17 protein-coding genes are annotated in these 15,894 nt (G+C 64.2%); 9 read left to right on the forward strand and 8 right to left on the reverse strand.

Going from position 1 to position 15,894, the window contains the following annotated elements; genetic code table 11:
- The first annotated feature begins 85 nt into the window (after positions 1-85).
- From carD to AB0I57_RS12660, 7 genes are all read left to right on the forward strand, one after another.
- The gene (carD, locus tag AB0I57_RS12630; RefSeq protein ID WP_358335160.1) at positions 86-574 is read left to right on the forward strand and encodes an RNA polymerase-binding transcription factor CarD; all 489 of its coding nucleotides are present in this window, start codon (positions 86-88) and stop codon (positions 572-574) included.
- Positions 575-592: 18 nt separating this feature from the next.
- Positions 593-1,273, forward strand: coding sequence for a 2-C-methyl-D-erythritol 4-phosphate cytidylyltransferase (gene ispD, locus AB0I57_RS12635; protein ID WP_358335163.1), 681 nt, complete (start codon positions 593-595; stop codon positions 1,271-1,273).
- Positions 1,273-1,749 carry a 2-C-methyl-D-erythritol 2,4-cyclodiphosphate synthase gene (ispF, locus tag AB0I57_RS12640; RefSeq protein ID WP_358335166.1) on the forward strand — a complete coding sequence of 159 codons (477 nt, stop codon included), beginning with the start codon at positions 1,273-1,275 and terminating at the stop codon, positions 1,747-1,749. The genes ispD and ispF overlap by 1 nt, the downstream gene beginning before the upstream one ends.
- An 11-nt stretch (positions 1,750-1,760) precedes the next feature.
- Positions 1,761-3,155 carry a cysteine--tRNA ligase gene (gene cysS, locus AB0I57_RS12645; RefSeq protein WP_358335169.1) on the forward strand — a complete coding sequence of 465 codons (1,395 nt, stop codon included), beginning with the start codon at positions 1,761-1,763 and terminating at the stop codon, positions 3,153-3,155.
- Between the two features lie 2 nt (positions 3,156-3,157).
- A complete protein-coding gene (gene rlmB / locus AB0I57_RS12650) occupies positions 3,158-4,123 on the forward strand; it encodes a 23S rRNA (guanosine(2251)-2'-O)-methyltransferase RlmB (RefSeq protein ID WP_358335172.1) in 966 nt (321 codons plus the stop codon).
- Positions 4,124-4,513: 390 nt separating this feature from the next.
- Positions 4,514-4,636 carry a hypothetical protein gene (locus AB0I57_RS12655; RefSeq protein WP_358335175.1) on the forward strand — a complete coding sequence of 41 codons (123 nt, stop codon included), beginning with the start codon at positions 4,514-4,516 and terminating at the stop codon, positions 4,634-4,636.
- Positions 4,637-4,731: 95 nt separating this feature from the next.
- Positions 4,732-5,907 (forward strand): amidohydrolase family protein, encoded by a 1,176-nt coding sequence (locus tag AB0I57_RS12660; protein WP_358335178.1) that lies wholly within the window; start codon positions 4,732-4,734, stop codon positions 5,905-5,907.
- A gap of 25 nt (positions 5,908-5,932) precedes the next feature.
- On the opposite strand, the gene AB0I57_RS12665 is transcribed toward AB0I57_RS12660, so the two are convergent.
- The 3 genes from AB0I57_RS12665 to ald form a co-directional block, all read right to left on the reverse strand.
- The gene (locus AB0I57_RS12665) at positions 5,933-7,633 is read right to left on the reverse strand and encodes a thiamine pyrophosphate-dependent enzyme (RefSeq protein ID WP_358335181.1); all 1,701 of its coding nucleotides are present in this window, start codon (positions 7,631-7,633) and stop codon (positions 5,933-5,935) included.
- A gap of 79 nt (positions 7,634-7,712) precedes the next feature.
- Positions 7,713-8,594 (reverse strand): biotin-dependent carboxyltransferase family protein, encoded by an 882-nt coding sequence (locus AB0I57_RS12670; protein WP_358335184.1) that lies wholly within the window; start codon positions 8,592-8,594, stop codon positions 7,713-7,715.
- Between the two features lie 85 nt (positions 8,595-8,679).
- Positions 8,680-9,780: an alanine dehydrogenase gene (gene ald, locus AB0I57_RS12675; protein ID WP_358335187.1), complete on the reverse strand. Its 1,101-nt coding sequence runs from the start codon at positions 9,778-9,780 to the stop codon at positions 8,680-8,682.
- A gap of 122 nt (positions 9,781-9,902) precedes the next feature.
- On the opposite strand from ald, the gene AB0I57_RS12680 reads away from it, so the two are divergent.
- The gene (locus AB0I57_RS12680) at positions 9,903-10,427 is read left to right on the forward strand and encodes an Lrp/AsnC family transcriptional regulator (RefSeq protein WP_358335189.1); all 525 of its coding nucleotides are present in this window, start codon (positions 9,903-9,905) and stop codon (positions 10,425-10,427) included.
- A 41-nt stretch (positions 10,428-10,468) separates the two neighbouring features.
- Here AB0I57_RS12680 and AB0I57_RS12685 read toward each other — a convergent pair whose 3' ends face one another.
- The 5 genes from AB0I57_RS12685 to AB0I57_RS12705 all read right to left on the reverse strand — a co-directional run bounded on the left by AB0I57_RS12685 (position 10,469) and on the right by AB0I57_RS12705 (position 14,634).
- A complete protein-coding gene (locus tag AB0I57_RS12685) occupies positions 10,469-11,080 on the reverse strand; it encodes an allophanate hydrolase subunit 1 (RefSeq protein WP_358335192.1) in 612 nt (203 codons plus the stop codon).
- A complete protein-coding gene (locus AB0I57_RS12690) occupies positions 11,080-11,838 on the reverse strand; it encodes a 5-oxoprolinase subunit PxpA (protein WP_358335195.1) in 759 nt (252 codons plus the stop codon). Before AB0I57_RS12690 ends, AB0I57_RS12685 begins: the two co-directional genes overlap by 1 nt.
- A gap of 75 nt (positions 11,839-11,913) precedes the next feature.
- Complete coding sequence (locus AB0I57_RS12695; protein ID WP_358335198.1) at positions 11,914-12,807, reverse strand: metal ABC transporter permease; 894 nt, start codon at positions 12,805-12,807, stop codon at positions 11,914-11,916.
- Positions 12,804-13,682 (reverse strand): ATP-binding cassette domain-containing protein, encoded by an 879-nt coding sequence (locus AB0I57_RS12700; protein WP_358335201.1) that lies wholly within the window; start codon positions 13,680-13,682, stop codon positions 12,804-12,806. The genes AB0I57_RS12695 and AB0I57_RS12700 overlap by 4 nt, the downstream gene beginning before the upstream one ends.
- Positions 13,683-13,689: 7 nt before the next feature.
- Positions 13,690-14,634 carry a zinc ABC transporter substrate-binding protein gene (locus AB0I57_RS12705; protein WP_358335204.1) on the reverse strand — a complete coding sequence of 315 codons (945 nt, stop codon included), beginning with the start codon at positions 14,632-14,634 and terminating at the stop codon, positions 13,690-13,692.
- 161 nt (positions 14,635-14,795) lie between these two features.
- Between AB0I57_RS12705 and AB0I57_RS12710 the strand changes: the two genes are divergently transcribed.
- A complete protein-coding gene (locus tag AB0I57_RS12710) occupies positions 14,796-15,893 on the forward strand; it encodes a substrate-binding domain-containing protein (RefSeq protein ID WP_358335207.1) in 1,098 nt (365 codons plus the stop codon).
- Position 15,894: the final 1 nt, after the last annotated feature.

Raw genomic sequence — 15,894 nt, forward strand, 5'->3', positions numbered from 1 at the left:
CGACGAAGCCCCTGACCTGCGCCGTTGATGCGACCAGTATTCGGACGCGTGTTAAACTCGTAAGATCGAAAGGGGCACGGGACAGATGATTTTTAAGGTCGGAGACACCGTCGTATATCCCCATCACGGTGCGGCATTGATTGAAGCTATTGAAACCCGCACCATCAAGGGTGAGAAGAAGGAATATCTCGTTCTCAAGGTTGCTCAGGGCGATCTCACCGTCCGGGTTCCAGCAGAAAACGCAGAGTACGTGGGCGTTCGCGACGTTGTCGGTCAGGAAGGCCTCGACAAGGTCTTTCAGGTCCTGCGGGCACCGCATACAGAAGAACCCACCAACTGGTCTCGCCGGTACAAGGCGAATCTCGAAAAACTCGCTTCAGGTGATGTGAACAAAGTCGCAGAGGTCGTTCGTGACCTGTGGCGTCGTGAGCAGGATCGCGGTCTGTCCGCGGGAGAGAAGCGAATGCTCGCGAAGGCGCGGCAGATCCTCGTCGGCGAACTTGCGTTGGCCGAGGGCACTGACAGCGACAAGGCGGAGACAATCCTCGACGAGGTTCTCGCGGCCGCGTCCTAGACCGCCGCGATAACAATGGTGACCCGATCCCAGGGTCCTGTCGTTGCGCTGGTTCCTGCCGCTGGTCAGGGTGTGCGTTTGGGTGAAAGTAAACCCAAGGCATTCGTTGATCTCGGCGGGAAGGCGATGCTCATCCACGCGGTTGATGGCCTCCTACGGTCGGGGGCCGTCGACCGCGTGATCGTGATCGTGCCGGAAGAGATGGTCGAGGCGACACAGGCCATGATGTCCGGCGACGTCACTGTCGTGGCTGGTGGCAGTGAGCGTACGGACTCGGTTCGTGCCGGCCTGGCAGTAGCGGACGATGCGCGGTACGTGCTGGTGCACGACGCCGCGCGCGCTCTCACACCACCTTCACTCATCGCGCGCGTCGTCGCGGAGTTGCGCTCCGGGCGTTCCGCGGTGATTCCCGTCCTACCCGTCTCGGACACGATCAAGACGGTCGACGTTCTCGGTGCGGTTACCAGCACACCCGAACGGTCCGAGTTGCGGGCCGTGCAAACACCGCAGGGCTTCACCGCGGAACTTCTCCGCCGGGCCTACGCAGAGGCGAACGGCGTCGCGACCGACGACGCCGGATTGGTCGAGCGACTCGGCGAACGGGTCCGCAGCATCGTGGGGGAACCCACAGCGTTCAAGATCACAACACCTCTGGACCTCTTGCTGGCCCGTGCGTTGGTCGAAGAAGGGACACGCTAGTGAGAGTCGGAATCGGTACCGACGTTCACCCGATCGAGCAGGGACGTCCGTGCTGGATGGCTGGACTGCTGTTCGAGGACGAGTCCGGCTGCGCGGGGCATTCCGATGGCGACGTGGCCGTCCACGCGCTATGTGATGCACTGCTCTCGGCTGCCGGCCTCGGTGATCTCGGTTCCGTCTTCGGAACTGGCCGGCCCGAGTGGTCGGGTGTGAGCGGGGCGGCGATGCTTGCGGAAGTGCGCAGGCTTCTCGAAGTGGACGGCTTCGACGTCGCAAATGCGGCTGTCCAGGTGATCGGGAATCGTCCGAAGATCGGTCCACGGCGAGGCGAGGCGCAAGAAGTACTGAGCGCCGTTCTGGGCGCACCGGTTTCGGTGTCGGCAACCACCACCGACGGCCTCGGCCTCACCGGGCGCGGAGAAGGGATAGCTGCGATGGCCACCGCGTTGGTCATTCGCCGTCAGGACGCCGGGTAAGATCGCTGGTCGTGACCCTACGCCTTTTCGACACCGAGACGCGGACCTTGCGGGACTTCGTTCCGTTGGCCCCTGGACACGCATCGGTGTACCTGTGTGGCGCCACGGTGCAGGGAGACCCTCATATCGGTCACGTACGCAGTGGAGTTGCGTTCGACGTGCTGCGCCGCTGGCTGCTCGCGCACGACTACGACGTGGCATTCGTTCGCAATGTGACCGATATCGATGACAAGATTCTCAACAAGGCCGCCGAGGCCGGACGGCCGTGGTGGGAGTGGGCCGCCACATTCGAACGGTCCTTCATCTGGGCTTATCAGCAACTCAACGTGCTGCCCCCGTCCATCGAACCGCGTGCAACAGGCCACATCACTCAAATGGTCGAGATGATGCAGCGACTCATCGACAACGGCCATGCATACGCGGCGGAAGGCGACGTCTACTTCGACGTCCGTAGTTATCCGCAGTACGGAAGCCTTTCTGGGCACAAGCTCGACGACGTTCACCAGGGGGAAAGTGACGGATGCGGCAAGCGCGATCCACGCGACTTCACGCTGTGGAAGACGGCGAAGCCGGGCGAGCCTTCGTGGCCGACGCCGTGGGGCTGGGGACGTCCGGGTTGGCACCTCGAGTGCTCGGCCATGGCCGAGTTCTATCTGGGCGAGTCGTTCGACATACATTGTGGTGGGGTCGAGTTGGTGTTCCCTCACCATGAGAACGAGATCGCGCAGGCCAAGTGTGCGGGTGACGGTTTCGCGCAGTATTGGCTGCACAACGGCTGGGTCACCATGGGCGGCGAGAAGATGTCGAAGTCGCTCGGGAATGTCCTCTCGGTGCCGAATGTGCTGGAGAAGGTTCGGCCGCAAGAACTTCGGTACTACCTCGGTAGCGCGCACTACCGCTCGGTGCTCGAGTACTCCGACACCGCACTCGAGGAGGGCGCAGCGGCGTACCGCCGGATCGAGTCGTTCATCACCCGAACACAGGAGCGGGCCGGCCAGGTATCGGTCGGCCGATGGACAGAGGCTTTCGGGCGTGCGATCGACGACGATCTTGCTGTCCCGGCGGCGCTGGCCGAGGTGCACGGCAAGGTGCGAGAGGGCAACATCGCTCTCGACAACGGGAATCTCGAGGATGCGCGGGTGATCGCATCACAAGTTCGGGCCATGATGGGAATTGTCGGTGCCGATCCGCTCGATGAACACTGGACTGAGCAGACCGCGGACACGTCTGCGGCAACCGAGGCCCTGGACGTACTGGTTCGGGCCGAACTAGAGCGCAGGGAGACTGCTCGCGCCGACAAGAACTGGGCTGTGGCCGACGAGGTGCGTGAGCGTCTCGTTCGGGCGGGCATCGAGGTCGTAGACACACCCAACGGACCGGAGTGGTCTCTCGGGACAGGACGGTAGAAGTGGCTGGAAATTCGAGTAGGCGCGGAGCCGTCCGCAAGTCCGGCACCAAGAAGGGACAGGTAGTAGGTTCCGGTGGTCGGCGCCGTAAGGGGCTGGAAGGCCGCGGCGCCACACCGCCCGCCGAAGCTCGCACCAAGCATCCCGCCGCCAAGCGGGCTGCGCGTGCAGCGAGAGAAGCAGAGAAGCATCCGAGTCGTCGTCAGGGCCAGGGGCGGAAGGTTCTCGACGGACCCGAGAACGTGCTGGGCCGCAATCCCGTCGTCGAGTGTCTACGGGCCGGAGTTCCCGCAACCGCCCTGTACGTCGCAGTAGGAGCCGAGAGCGACGATCGCCTGAAGGAAGCTGTTCAGCGGGCCGCCGATGCGGGAATCTCCATTCTCGAGGTACCGCGGACCGATCTCGATCGGCTCAGCGCCAACGGTATGCATCAAGGCATCGCGTTGCAGGTGCCGCCATACCGCTACGCGCATCCGGACGACTTGCTCGCCGAGGCGCGTAAGCATCACGAAGCTCCGCTTCTCGTCGCACTCGACAACATCACAGACCCCCGCAACCTGGGCGCCGTCGTACGTTCGGTCGCGGCATTCGGTGGGCATGGGGTGGTGATCCCGGAGCGGCGTAGCGCGGCGGTCACCGCCGTGGCATGGCGTACCAGCGCCGGAGCTGCGGCCCGCTTGCCTATCGCTCGGGCGACCAATCTCACCCGCACTTTGAAAAATTGGGCGTCCAAGGGCGTCCAGGTGGTCGGCCTCGACGCGGGCGGCGACACCACGCTCGACGAGTTCGACGGCACCGGTCCGATCGTGGTCGTCGTCGGTTCCGAGGGCAAGGGCCTGTCGCGCCTCGTCCGTGAGAACTGCGATGCCATCCTCAGCATTCCGATGGCAGGGCCAGTGGAGTCACTCAACGCGTCCGTCGCCGCAGGCGTCGTGCTCGCCGACATCGCACGCGGGCGTAGGGGCTGAATCCGCCGCCGGGCCAGAAGGCTGTGGCAGGACCGATCTGATGAAAAGGACGGGACTACGCCGCCGTTGGCGGCAGGCGTTGGGCGCGGTGCTTCAATCGTCGCCCCGGTCCGTCCTCATCCGGGGGTAGCGGGCCGGGGCGCCTGAGCACCGAGAGGCATTGCCTTGTCCCGTACCGATGCACACTCCCCTTTCTATGTCCGTCTCGTTCGCCGTGAGCTCGAACCCGAGCCGTGGCACTCGTGCCGCGGCGTTGGCTGCGATCTTCCCGAGACTCCCGCCTACGAGCCTCAGTCCGCTAGAACGCGGTGTTCCTGGTCCTTCGCATACACCGGTGTCAACATCTGTTCGTGCGACCTGTGTCGCGACAAGGTCGGACACCGCCTCGCCATGCGCCGCGCGCGGCGTGTCGGCGCTGCTCACCTCGACCACCGTCGCCTCGAATGGGAACGCGGCGACACTTCGGCCTTCGACGAGGTCGTCGTCCCGAACCGCAAGCGGGACTGGTGGTGAGTTGCCGGGGCATGCCGATGCGTTGTCGACCCCCTGGCAGCGCGATCGCGGCCATGATGCACTGCATCGGGCCCGGTCGGCGGCAGAATGGCAGGGTGGCACCATTCCCTGACGAAATGCCGTGGGCCCTCGATGGCGGCTCCATTGCGGAGGCCGTCGCCGCCGTGTCCCTCGTCGATCACCACTGCCACGGCGTGATGCGCGAACCGCTCGACAGAGCGGCATTCGAGTCGTTGCTGTGCGAGGCCGCTGCACCAGGGCCGTGGCACGGGAGTCTGTTCGACACGGAGATCGGATTCTCGGTACGTCGGTTGTGCGCGCCAGTCCTCGACATGGCACCTCACTCCGAACCCGACGAATACATCGAACGGCGCAACGAACTCGGTGTCGACGAAGTTACGCGGCGCCTGATGCGCGCGACCGGAATATCCGAATTCCTGGTCGACACAGGGTTCTTACCCGATCAGGTCACGACGCCTCACGGACTGGCCGCGTACGCCGGCGCGAGGGCGTACGAGGTGGTCCGGCTCGAGTTGGTGGCCGAGGAGGTGATCGCTTCGCACAGCGCCGACACCTTCGCGGAAGCTTGCCGAGCGAGTCTCGCGGATGCGGCTCGCACTGCGGTCGCCTTCAAATCCATTGCCGCCTATCGTGTGGGACTAGGTCTTGCCCCCGAACGCCCTTCGGATGCGGCAGTTTCCACCGCGGCGGCTCGATGGGCGGCGGAGTTCGCTGCCGGAAAGCCGATTCGGCTCACCGATGAGACGGTGATTCGTTTCCTGATCTGGACCGCCGTCGATCTGGGCCTGCCGATCCAGTTTCACGTCGGCTACGGCGACGCCGACACCGACCTGGCCCGTGGGGACCCGTTGCTGCTCATGCCACTGCTACGCGCCACCGCCGATGCGGGTGTGCCGATCATGCTGCTGCACAACTACCCGTTCCAGAGGCATGCGGGCTACCTGGCGCAGGTGTTCGATCATGTGTTCGTCGATGTCGGACTCGCGATACAGAACGTCGGCCGCAGGGGAGCTACCCGCATCCTGGCCGAATTGCTCGAGCTCGCACCGTTCGGTTCGGTGCTGTTCTCCACGGACGCCTTCGGGCTGCCCGAACTGTATTGCGTCGCCGCGATGCAGTTCCGGGAGGCACTCGTGCCGGTTGTGGAAGACAGAGTGGCCCAAGGAGATTGGTCTGAGAGTGATGCCAGGCGGATCGTACGTATGATCGCGTCAGCGAACGCCCGCCGTGCCTACCGCTTAGACAACTGAGAGCACCGATCGTTCCGGCGGGTCGCTAAGGTTTGACGATGACATCGAGCACGAATGTGCGCCCGGAACGGGTGGTGTCCAAGGCGCGCTGAAGCGCAGGCCGTAGTGCGCCCACTGTCTCGACGCGCTCGCCGGTGCCGCCGAACGCCTCGGCGACCTTCACATATTCGGGAGTGGGCTCGATGACGTTGCCGACGAAGTTGCCCTCCCGGACCGCAGCGCTGTCGGGGTAGTACTTCAGCATGTTTTTTGTTTGGGATGCGTACTGCTGGTTGTTGCAGAGCACGATCAGCAGCGGGAGTTCGTATTCCTGGGCGAACCCGAGCGCGGCGGGAACCGGGTTGTAGTGCCAGGCCCCGTCGCCCAGAATCGAGACGACGATCTGGTGCGGTCGCGCGACCTTGACACCCAATGCAGTGCCGAGGCTCGTACCGAGGGCTCCTGCGGCACCGCGGTACTGCAGAAACTGTTTGCGCTCGAAGAGATACTGCAGCATCTGTGGCGTTTCCTCGATGATTTCGTTGACGCAGATCGCGTCGTCGGGGAGTGCGTCGTGCAGTTCTCGGAACAGATCGGCGGCCGGCACGAAATCGTTTGCCTGTGCCGATGCCTGCTGGGCATCCTCGGCGCTCGTGGCGCGGACGCTCTGGCTGTAGCGGGCCCAGCGTTCGGCGGTTTCTGGTCGACTTGTCGATCGCTTGCTCACTTCGGTGGCGAGCGCTTCGAGGTTCAGGGCGAGGCTGCCGGGAATTGTGTGGGTGGTCGGGTAGCCCCAGTACGCTGCGCGTGGCCGCATAGGATCCTCGTCGACGTGAATGACGGCGCATCCGGGACGCAAGGCGAGTTTCGGTGGATGCCACGGTGCGTTGCAGCCGGCCAGCAGGATCGCGTCGGCTTCGCCCAGCACCGGTTCGACCGGCCCGGCAACGTACAGCGGATGCGAACGAGGGAAGTTGTGATACGCAGGAGACATGGGTTCGAAAACCGGTGCGGAGAGCGCCTCGGCCAGCCGTACCAGGGTGTCGCGCTGGTCGATGGTGCGTGCGCCGTGCTCGGTGATGATCAGCGGGGTGGTCGCGTCGGCGAGGACTTGAGCCACCTGCTCGATCTGTTCTGGCGCGGCGACAACAGGCGTGGGCGGAACCCAGGTCGGTATTTCTTCGTCGCTTCGACCAACCAACAGGTCGAACGGGATCTCCAGAACGGTTGGGCCGAGTGGGATCGATTGGGCCGTGAAGCAGGCCCGGCGAAGTTCGTGAACCAGTTCGGACGGCGTCCGCGCCCGCTTGGTCCATTTGGTGACGGCTTCAGCGTTGCGGGCAGGTCCGACGAGATCAACCAGAAGGGAAGGCCATTCCGGACCGGGATCGGTGGCCGGATCTTCGCCGTAGGTCAGGGTATCGGGGGAGAGCACGGTCATAGGTATGCGTTCCTGCAGGGCGGTATGCAACCCCATGGATCCGTTCTGGATTCCGATAGACGTTGGCAGGAAGACTATCTGGCTTCGGCCGGTGGCTTTGTAGTATCCGGCGGCCAGCCCGATCGCCAAGAGCTCGTGACGGCAGCGGTAGTAGCGCAGGCTCATGTCGTTTCCGCGCCGGGCAAGCGTTTCCCAGATCGGTGCCATCACCGCGATAGGGGAGGCGAAAATGCAGTCCACCCCATGGGATTCCAACTGTTCCAGAAGAACCTCGGCGCCGCTCTTGGCGGAATTCGTTTCTTGCATGGACAGCTCCCCCTCGCTCGAGAAGGTTCGACTCGATCGTAGGCCGCACTCAGATGTCACGCCATCCGCACATCCGACGTCACATCGAGATCGACGATGACACTTCGCGGTGGAACCGGACGCTGTGACCGGGCCGCAACTGCGCGGCGACGGAAAGGTCGGCCTCGGCTACGACGGCGATCACCGGGTATCCGCCCGTCACAGGATGGTCGGTCAGAAACAGGATGGGGCTGCCGTTCGGTGGAACTTGCAGCGCCCCCGCCACCATGGCCTCGCTCGGCAGTTCGTCTGTGATGGAGCGGTGCAGCGGTCCTGGGCCCTCCAGCCTTGCCCCGATGCGGTTGGTGTCGGGGCTGACCCTCCACGTTTCGCGGAACAGAGCCGCGAGGGACGCAGTGGTGAACCAGTCGTCCCGCGGTCCCGGCCTGGCTCGCATCACCACCGGGTCCTCGGGAGTGGCCGGCGGGGGAACGAATTCGTCGGCGGGCCACTCTCCCGCCTCCTTGCCTACCGGGAGCCGGTCACCCTCGGCCACGCGGTCGGGTCCGATCCACGACAGGGTGTCGGTCGAGCGGCTACCCATCACCGCCGGCACATCGAAGCCTCCGCGTACGGACAGATAGCTGCGAAGGCCTTCGGACGCATAGGCGAGTTCCAGCAGATCTCCGGTGTGCAGGTGGAGCATGGTGTAGGCGGAGCAGGGTTCGGAATTCACCGTGATGGGCATGCGTGCACCGCTGACGGCGACCGAGACCGCTCCGTCGGCACGAACAGCGAGTCCGCCGAGCGTGACTTCGAGCGTGGCGGCGTCGGGGTAGTTGCCGACAAGCCGGTTCGCGCAGTCGTGGGCGACCCGGTCCGCGGCACCTGATTCGCTGACCCCAATGGACGCGTATCCGGGGCGACCGTGATCCTGCAACGTGGTCATCGGTCCCGTGCGCACGATCTCGAGCCAAGCCATCGTTCGATTGTCCCGCATCACCCACGCGCAGAGAAGATCTAGGGAGGGTGGTGAAAGGCTGCGCGCACTGCGTCGACGAAGGGTTCTACAGCGTTGCCACCGGGTAGCCGTGTGCGGCGGCAACCTCGCCGGACAGCAGCTTTCCGTCGTGTGTGCTCAGTCCGTCGCGGAATCCGCGAATTGTCTCGGTCGCTCGTTCCCATCCCATGTCGGCGAGCGCGACGATGTAGGGGAGTGTTTCGTTGGTGAGCGCGTAAGTCGAAGTTCGCGGCACGGCGCCAGGCATATTCGCCACGCAATAGAACACGGAGTTGTGGACCATGTATGTGGGATCGGCGTGCGTGGTGGGGTGGGAATCCTCGAAGCAGCCACCCTGGTCGATGGATATGTCGACGAGCACCGAGCCCCGCCTCATCCGCTGTACCAGACTGTTCGACACCAGTTTCGGGGCAATCGCGCCGGGTACGAGAACGGCGCCGATCACGAGGTCGGCGTCGACTACGGCCTGTTCGAGTTCGAGCTTGTTGGATGCGATGGTCTTGACTTGGCCGTGGTAACGGTCGTCGATCTCGCGCAGTGGGGCGACGGACTTGTCGAGTACGGTGACGTCCGCCTGCATTCCGTGCGCGACCGCGACGGCGTTCTTGCCGGAGACCCCGGCGCCGATGACCACCACCTTCGCCGGCCGCACGCCGGGCACGCCGCCCATGAGTACCCCGCGCCCGCCACCCTGGCGCATGAGATGGTAAGCGCCGACCTGGGGCGCGAGCCGACCGGCGACCTCACTCATCGGGGCGAGCAGGGGCAGAGAACCGTCCGGTCCGGTGACGGTTTCGTAGGCAATGGAAGTGGTCTTCGATTCGAGGAGAGCGTCGGTACATTCCTTGGACGCCGCGAGGTGGAGGTAGGTGAAGAGCACCTGGCCTCCGCGTAGCCGCGAGTATTCCTCGGCGATCGGTTCCTTGACTTTCAGAAGCAATTCCGCAGTTTCCCACACTTGATCTGCGGTCCCGAGCATGATTGCACCCGCGGATTTGAAGTCATCGTCCGAAAGCGAGGAGCCTGCGCCTGCGCCGGACTCGATGAATACCTCGTGACCGTGCTCCACCAATTCGTGAACACCGGCAGGAGTAATCGCCACCCGGTATTCATGGGTCTTGATCTCGCGGGGAATTCCGATCTTCATGGGTGGCTCCGTCACGTGGTGGAAAAGTCTTCGTCGGAGACAGTTCGATGCTTTGCTATCAATGGTGAATAAAGTCAGCATCCACGCCAACAATTATGAAGATAATTCTCTAGATTTGGACTATGCCTTCCAAGTATTCACCAAGAGGTTCTTCGTCGGCGCCGGTACCGAACGATATTCGTCCTGCTCCTGACCTCGACGACATCGACAGGATTCTGCTCGATCACCTCTCTCGCGACGCTCGAATACCGAACAATGCGCTCGCGGCCGCAGCCGGGATCGCGCCGTCAACGTGCCTCGGGCGAGTTCGATCCCTTGTCAGTCGCGGGGTTATCCGTGGATTCCACGCAGACATCGACCCCGCCGCGCTGGGCCGTGATCTGCAGGCGATGATCGCGGTTCGCGTCCAGGCAAGCGCGAGAATGCAGTTGGGGGCCTTGGCGAACCAATTCGTGGCATTGGACGAAGTGCTCGACGTCTATTTCATTGCCGGCGCAGACGACTATCTGATTCATGTTGCAACACGCAGCAGCGAGGCACTGCGCAATTTCGTCCTCGAGCATCTGAGCGCACACCCGGCGGTCGCATCGACCGAGACCATCCTCATCTTCGAGCATGTACGGCCTCGATGGGGCACCGTACTTTGACTACTGTCCGGCACCTCGGGTACCGCTCGAGTCGAATGCGCTCACACGTGTTCGAAGTGGACCACGACACCTGGGCGGAGCAGAGCGGGAGGCGTGCGGGCGGGGTCCCAGATCGGTTCTTCCGTGGTGCCTATGAGCTGCCACCCACCCGGTGAACTGTGGGGGTAGATGCCGGTGAACTTGCCTGCGAGTCCCACGGCTCCCGCGGGAACACTGGTGCGGGGTGAGTCGCGGCGCGGCACCTGCAGTTCGGGAGCGCCACCCGTGAGATATCCGAAGCCAGGGGCGAATCCGCAGAACGCCACCGTCCACGGCGACCCGATGTGAGCGGCGATCACCTCGTCGACACCCAGTCCGGTGATTTCGGCTACCTCCTCGAGGTCGGGGCCGTCGTAGCGAACCTGTATCCGGATCTCCTCCGTCGGGGACTCGATCTCCGCTGGTTGTGGTTCGCTCGTGCGAACCCACTCGGCCACGCGATCCTTTCGGATCGTTTCCCGGTCGAATCGGACGAGAACGGTTCTGGCCGCGGGAATCAACTCTCGGATCCCGGTTGGACGGGATTTGTCGAGAGCGTGGAAGTGCGCGAGCACGGTGTCCAGATCCTCGAACTCGACGAGGATCGCGGCTTCTCCGACGTCGAGGATGCGCATCAGGCGAATGGCCTCACCGCGACGCCCTGTGCGTCGAGCAGAGACCTTATTGCAGTAGCTATTTCGACGGCCTGAGGAGTGTCACCATGCACGCAGACGGATTCGGCGGCAACGGAGATCACCGTGCCGTCGATGGCTTCGAGAGTGTGATCGACGACCAGTCTGCGAACTCGCTCAGCAATCAGTGCCGGGTCGTGCAGGACGGCTCCTTGCTTCGTACGGGAAACCAGGGTCCCCTCGGGTGTATAGGCGCGGTCGGCGAACGCCTCGGCGACAGTCCTGAGTCCGGCGGACTCGGCCTCTTCGAAGAAGACGGAGCCTGGCAGGCCGAGGACCGGAAGGGTCTGGTCATATGCGCTTATCGCCGCGACCACCGCGCGAGCCTGTTCCCGGTGATGAACGATCGCGTTGTACAGAGCACCGTGAGGCTTTACGTACGTCACCGAGGACCCGGCAGCCCGTGCAAGGCCGTCGAGTGCGCCGATCTGATAGATGACATCGGCCGTGAGGTCGCGTGACGTGATGTCGATGAACCGGCGCCCGAACCCGGCAAGGTCGCGGTAGCCTACCTGCGCTCCGATGCGGACTGCCAGGTCAGCCGCCGCAGTACACGTCGACAGCAGTGTCGCGGGGTCACCCGCATGGAAGCCGCAGGCAACATTGGCGCTGGTCACCAGTTTCAACATGGCGGAATCGTCGCCGAGGGTCCAAGCGCCGAAACTCTCGCCGAGATCGCTGTTCAGATCGATTGCCTGCACGGTTTCGATACTAGGTTCGGCGTGGGCGTCAGCGCCCTGTTTCCCGACTGCCCGGAATTCTCCGACCACTCCCAGTCAGTGCACGTGTGCGTGTGCGTGAGCGATCCGTCCCGCACTCTTGCGCCGCGAGGATCCGGTGAGTCGGCACACGACGTAGATGACGAAAGCGATTGCGGTGACGAAGCTCGACACCGGGACCCCGGGTGCCAACGAAAGCAGGATTCCGCCGACGGCGGCGAGTTCCGCGAACACGATCGACAGGATCGTGGCCTTCAACGGGTTCGCGGTCACGTAGGCGGCGGCGGCTGCCGGCGTGATGAGCAATGCCATCACGAGTAGCGCCCCGACGATCTGGACGCCGAGGGCGGCGGTGATACCGACGAGCACCGCGAACACGATTGACAGCGCACGCACTGGGACGCCGCGCGCCTCGGCAACATCGGGGTCGGTGCTCGCGAACAGGAGCGGCCGGTAGATGAAGCCGAGGACACCTATGACCAGCACGGCGCAGAACAGCAGCAGTTGCAGTCCGTGGTTGCCTGGGGCCACGATCTGGCCGATCAGTAGCGAGAAACTGGTGCCGGTGCGGCCCTCGTACGACCAGATGAACAGCACCGACAGGCCGAGGCCGAACGCCATGATCACGCCGATCACCGAGTCGCGGTCGCGAGCTTTCGTGCCGAGCAGTCCGAACAAGACCGCAGCGACGACGGAACCGGCAATGGCGCCTGCGCCCACACCGATACCGACCAGGAGAGCTGCCGACGCACCGGTCAGTGACAGTTCACTCGTCCCGTGCACCGCGAACGACATCTGCCGGCTGACGATGAGAGGGCCGATGGCCCCCGCCAGCAGGCCCAACATCGCACCGGCGAGCAAAGCCTGTTGAACGAAGTCGTACTGCAGCAGATCGAGGGTGGTCGAGATGTCGAACATGCGCGACATTGCGTCGATGAACTTGTTGCTCATGCGTATTCCTCGTGCGTGTGATGCACGCCCTCTCCAGGTCGGAGTCCGCCGGCGCTGCCGAGTGCATCGATCGCGTCGCCGGTGCCGATCACGACGAGACGGCCGCGGACGCGCAACACCTCGACGTCGGTGCGATACAACTCGGAGAGCACCTCCGAGGTCATGACTTCTTCCGGTGTGCCGATACGGAACTGTCCGTCAACCAGATAGAGCACACGGTCGACGAGTGGAAGGATCGGATTGATCTCGTGGGTGACGAAGAGGACTGCGGTGTCGTGGGTACGGCGACGGCGGTCGATGAGACCGGACACCAGATGCTGATTTGCCAGGTCCAAGCTGAGTAGAGGTTCGTCGCACAGCAGGATCTGCGGATTGCCGACGAGGGCCTGTGCGATGCGCAAGCGTTGCTGTTCACCACCGGACATCGAACCGATCGGCGCGTCGGCGAAGTTCTGCGCACCGACCTCGGCGATGGCGGCGTCCACGATCGTTTGCCGATGCCGGCGTCTGCGAAGTCCGATACCCCACCGATGTCCGTCGACGCCGAGCCCGACGAGGTCGCGCCCGCGCAGCGGCAACCCGTCGTCGAGAGACTTCTGCTGGGGGACATACCCGACATGCGAGTTACCGGATCGCGCAGGGGATCCGACGATCTTTGCCGTGCCTGCGGTGAGCGCGAGTTGGCCGAGCAGCACCTTCAGCAGCGACGTCTTGCCCGATCCGTTGGGTCCGAGAACGGCTACGAACTCACCGGGTTCGACGGTGAGGTCGAGGCCGTCCCACAGTGTGCGTTCACCAAAGGACAGCCGCGCCCCCGTCAGTTCCACAGCGGAGGCACGGCCGTTGGCAGTGGTTCTCGAAGTAGGTTCTTTCACCAGCCCGTCAGTTCGGTTGCAGAGCCGCGGCAAGCGCGTCGGCCGTGTCGGTCACCCACTGAATGTAGTCGAGTCCCTCGGGCAGGGTTTCGGTTACCTCGACGACGGGAATTCCCGCCGAGTCGGCCGTGGCACGTACGTCCTGGGTGACGTTGTCCTGGGTCTGCACATTGTAGATGAGCACCTGCGCCTCCCGGTCCGTGAGCAGCTGCCGCATCGCGGCGATCGACGCCGGCGAGGGGTCGGTTCCATTCTCGACGGCACTCGCGAAGTCGGCCGGAGTCAGATCAACCAGGTCCGCCGACTGCAGGAGATAGTCGGCGATCGGTTCGGTTTGCGCGACGGGGGCGTTCGGGTGGGCGGCTGCAATCGTGTCGGTTACGGCCGAGACTTGTTCGAGCTGGTCTTGGAAGGCGTCGGCGTTGGCTTGGTAGGTGCCGGCGTTGTCCGGATCTAGTTCGCCGAGCTTGTCCGCGATGGCCTGTGCCGTGGCGTCGACGGTGTCGACGTCGAACCAGACGTGCTCGTTTTCCTGTCCGTGTCCGTGTCCGTCGTCGTGTGAATCGGCGTCGTCCTCGTGCCCACCGTCCTGATGGAGGTCGTAGGCGTTGACGGTGAGCTGGTGGCCTCCACCGCTACCGATGACGTCATCGACGAACCCGTCGTATCCACCGCCGTTGTAGACGATCAAGGACGCGTCCGTGAGTTTTGCGGCGTCGGACGGGGTTGCCTCGAACGAGTGTGGATCGGCGAAGGGCTCGGAGACGATCGACGTGACGATGATTCTGTCGCCTGCGACGGCCTGCGCGACGCTGCCCCAGACGTTCGTCGACGCAACGACGGTAAGGGCACCGTCGGAGGCCCTGACGGCGCTCGTATCGGAGCCGCCTGAGGAACATGCAGCGAGCGTAAGAACGGTGGCGAACGAGAGTCCTGCCACCGCTTTGGTCAACCGTGAACCTTGAAAACCCTGCACAGAAACCCCTGCCCAGATCCGAGCGCTAAACGCTATTGGAAATCATTACCGATTCACCTTAGCGGATACTGCCTGGTAGTGCACTTTCGGTACAGCCTCGACGAGCCTGGGTGCAGTCGAGGTACTAACGTCCCCATATGCCCAGACCTCGACAGCCTCGTCGCCAAGCCACGTTGGCGTCGCTCGCGGCCGAGTTGAATATCTCGCGAACGACGGTGTCCAACGCCTACAACAGGCCGGATCAGCTTTCTGCGGAACTTCGCGACCGGGTGCTGCAGGCAGCGAAACGTCGCGGCTACCCAGGGCCGGACCCGGTGGCCCGGTCCCTTCGGACCCGCAAGGCGGGTGCCGTGGGACTGTTGCTCACCGAAGCGCTCAGCTACTCCTTCCGTGACCCCGCGGCGATGCACTTTCTGGCTGGACTCGCAGAGTCGTGCGAGACGGCCGGACAAGGACTGCTCCTGATCCCGGCAGGCCCGGTACACAGCGAGGAGGATGCCGCCGCCGTCGTCCATCAGGCCGGTGTCGACGCCTTCGTCGTGTATTCGGTCGCCGATGACGACCCCTATCTCGCCGCAGTACGCGAGCGAAACCTCCCGATGGTCATCTGTGACCAGCCGCGGGAAATTCCGGGGGCATCGCTCGTGGGGATCGACGACCGTGGTGCGATGCGCGAACTCGCCGACCATCTGATCGGCCTCGGCCACCGCGACATCGGCGTTCTGAGCATGCGGTTGGGCCGTGACCGTTCGGACGGGATCGCCGACCCGGAGCGGTTGCGGTCCCCGAACTTCCATGTGCAGCGTGAGCGAATAGAAGGGGTGCGCGACGCACTTTCCGCCGCGGGTCTGGACCCGGGGACGCTCACGGTCGTCGAGCGGTTCGAGCACACCGGAAAGTCGGGTTGTTCCGCCGCGGCGGAGGCGCTCGAAGTCAATCCCCGAATCACCGCGCTCATCTGTACGACCGATGTCCTCGCGCTCGGCGCACTGGATTGGGCGCGGCGGCGAGGCATCGACGTGCCCGGCCGGCTGTCTGTTACAGGCTTCGACGGCGTCGACGATGCGCTACGTGAAGGGTTGACCACTGTGCGTCAACCGCAGGAGGAGAAGGGACGACGAGCCGGAGCCCTGCTCATGCGCCCTTCCCGTTCCGGTGGCGCGACCGTCGAGATGCTCGAGACCGAACTGCTGCCGGGCTCGACATCGGGCCCGGCGCCGGTCTCAGGCCGGTAAT

This window comes from Rhodococcus sp. NPDC049939 (genome assembly GCF_040656415.1).
In the GTDB taxonomy this organism is placed as follows: Bacteria; Actinomycetota; Actinomycetes; order Mycobacteriales; family Mycobacteriaceae; genus Rhodococcus_F.

Coding starts and splice junctions, on each gene's coding strand:
- AB0I57_RS12710 (WP_358335207.1), top strand. CDS start 14,796: ATGCCCAGACCTCGACAGCCTCGTCGCCAAGCCACGTTGGCGTCGCTC.
- AB0I57_RS12655 (WP_358335175.1), top strand. CDS start 4,514: ATGCGCCGCGCGCGGCGTGTCGGCGCTGCTCACCTCGACCACCGTCGC.
- AB0I57_RS12685 (WP_358335192.1), bottom strand. CDS start 11,080: ATGCGCATCCTCGACGTCGGAGAAGCCGCGATCCTCGTCGAGTTCGAG.
- AB0I57_RS12680 (WP_358335189.1), top strand. CDS start 9,903: ATGCCTTCCAAGTATTCACCAAGAGGTTCTTCGTCGGCGCCGGTACCG.
- AB0I57_RS12670 (WP_358335184.1), bottom strand. CDS start 8,594: ATGGCTTGGCTCGAGATCGTGCGCACGGGACCGATGACCACGTTGCAG.
- carD (WP_358335160.1), top strand. CDS start 86: ATGATTTTTAAGGTCGGAGACACCGTCGTATATCCCCATCACGGTGCG.
- ald (WP_358335187.1), bottom strand. CDS start 9,780: ATGAAGATCGGAATTCCCCGCGAGATCAAGACCCATGAATACCGGGTG.
- AB0I57_RS12695 (WP_358335198.1), bottom strand. CDS start 12,807: ATGAGCAACAAGTTCATCGACGCAATGTCGCGCATGTTCGACATCTCG.
- AB0I57_RS12665 (WP_358335181.1), bottom strand. CDS start 7,633: ATGCAAGAAACGAATTCCGCCAAGAGCGGCGCCGAGGTTCTTCTGGAA.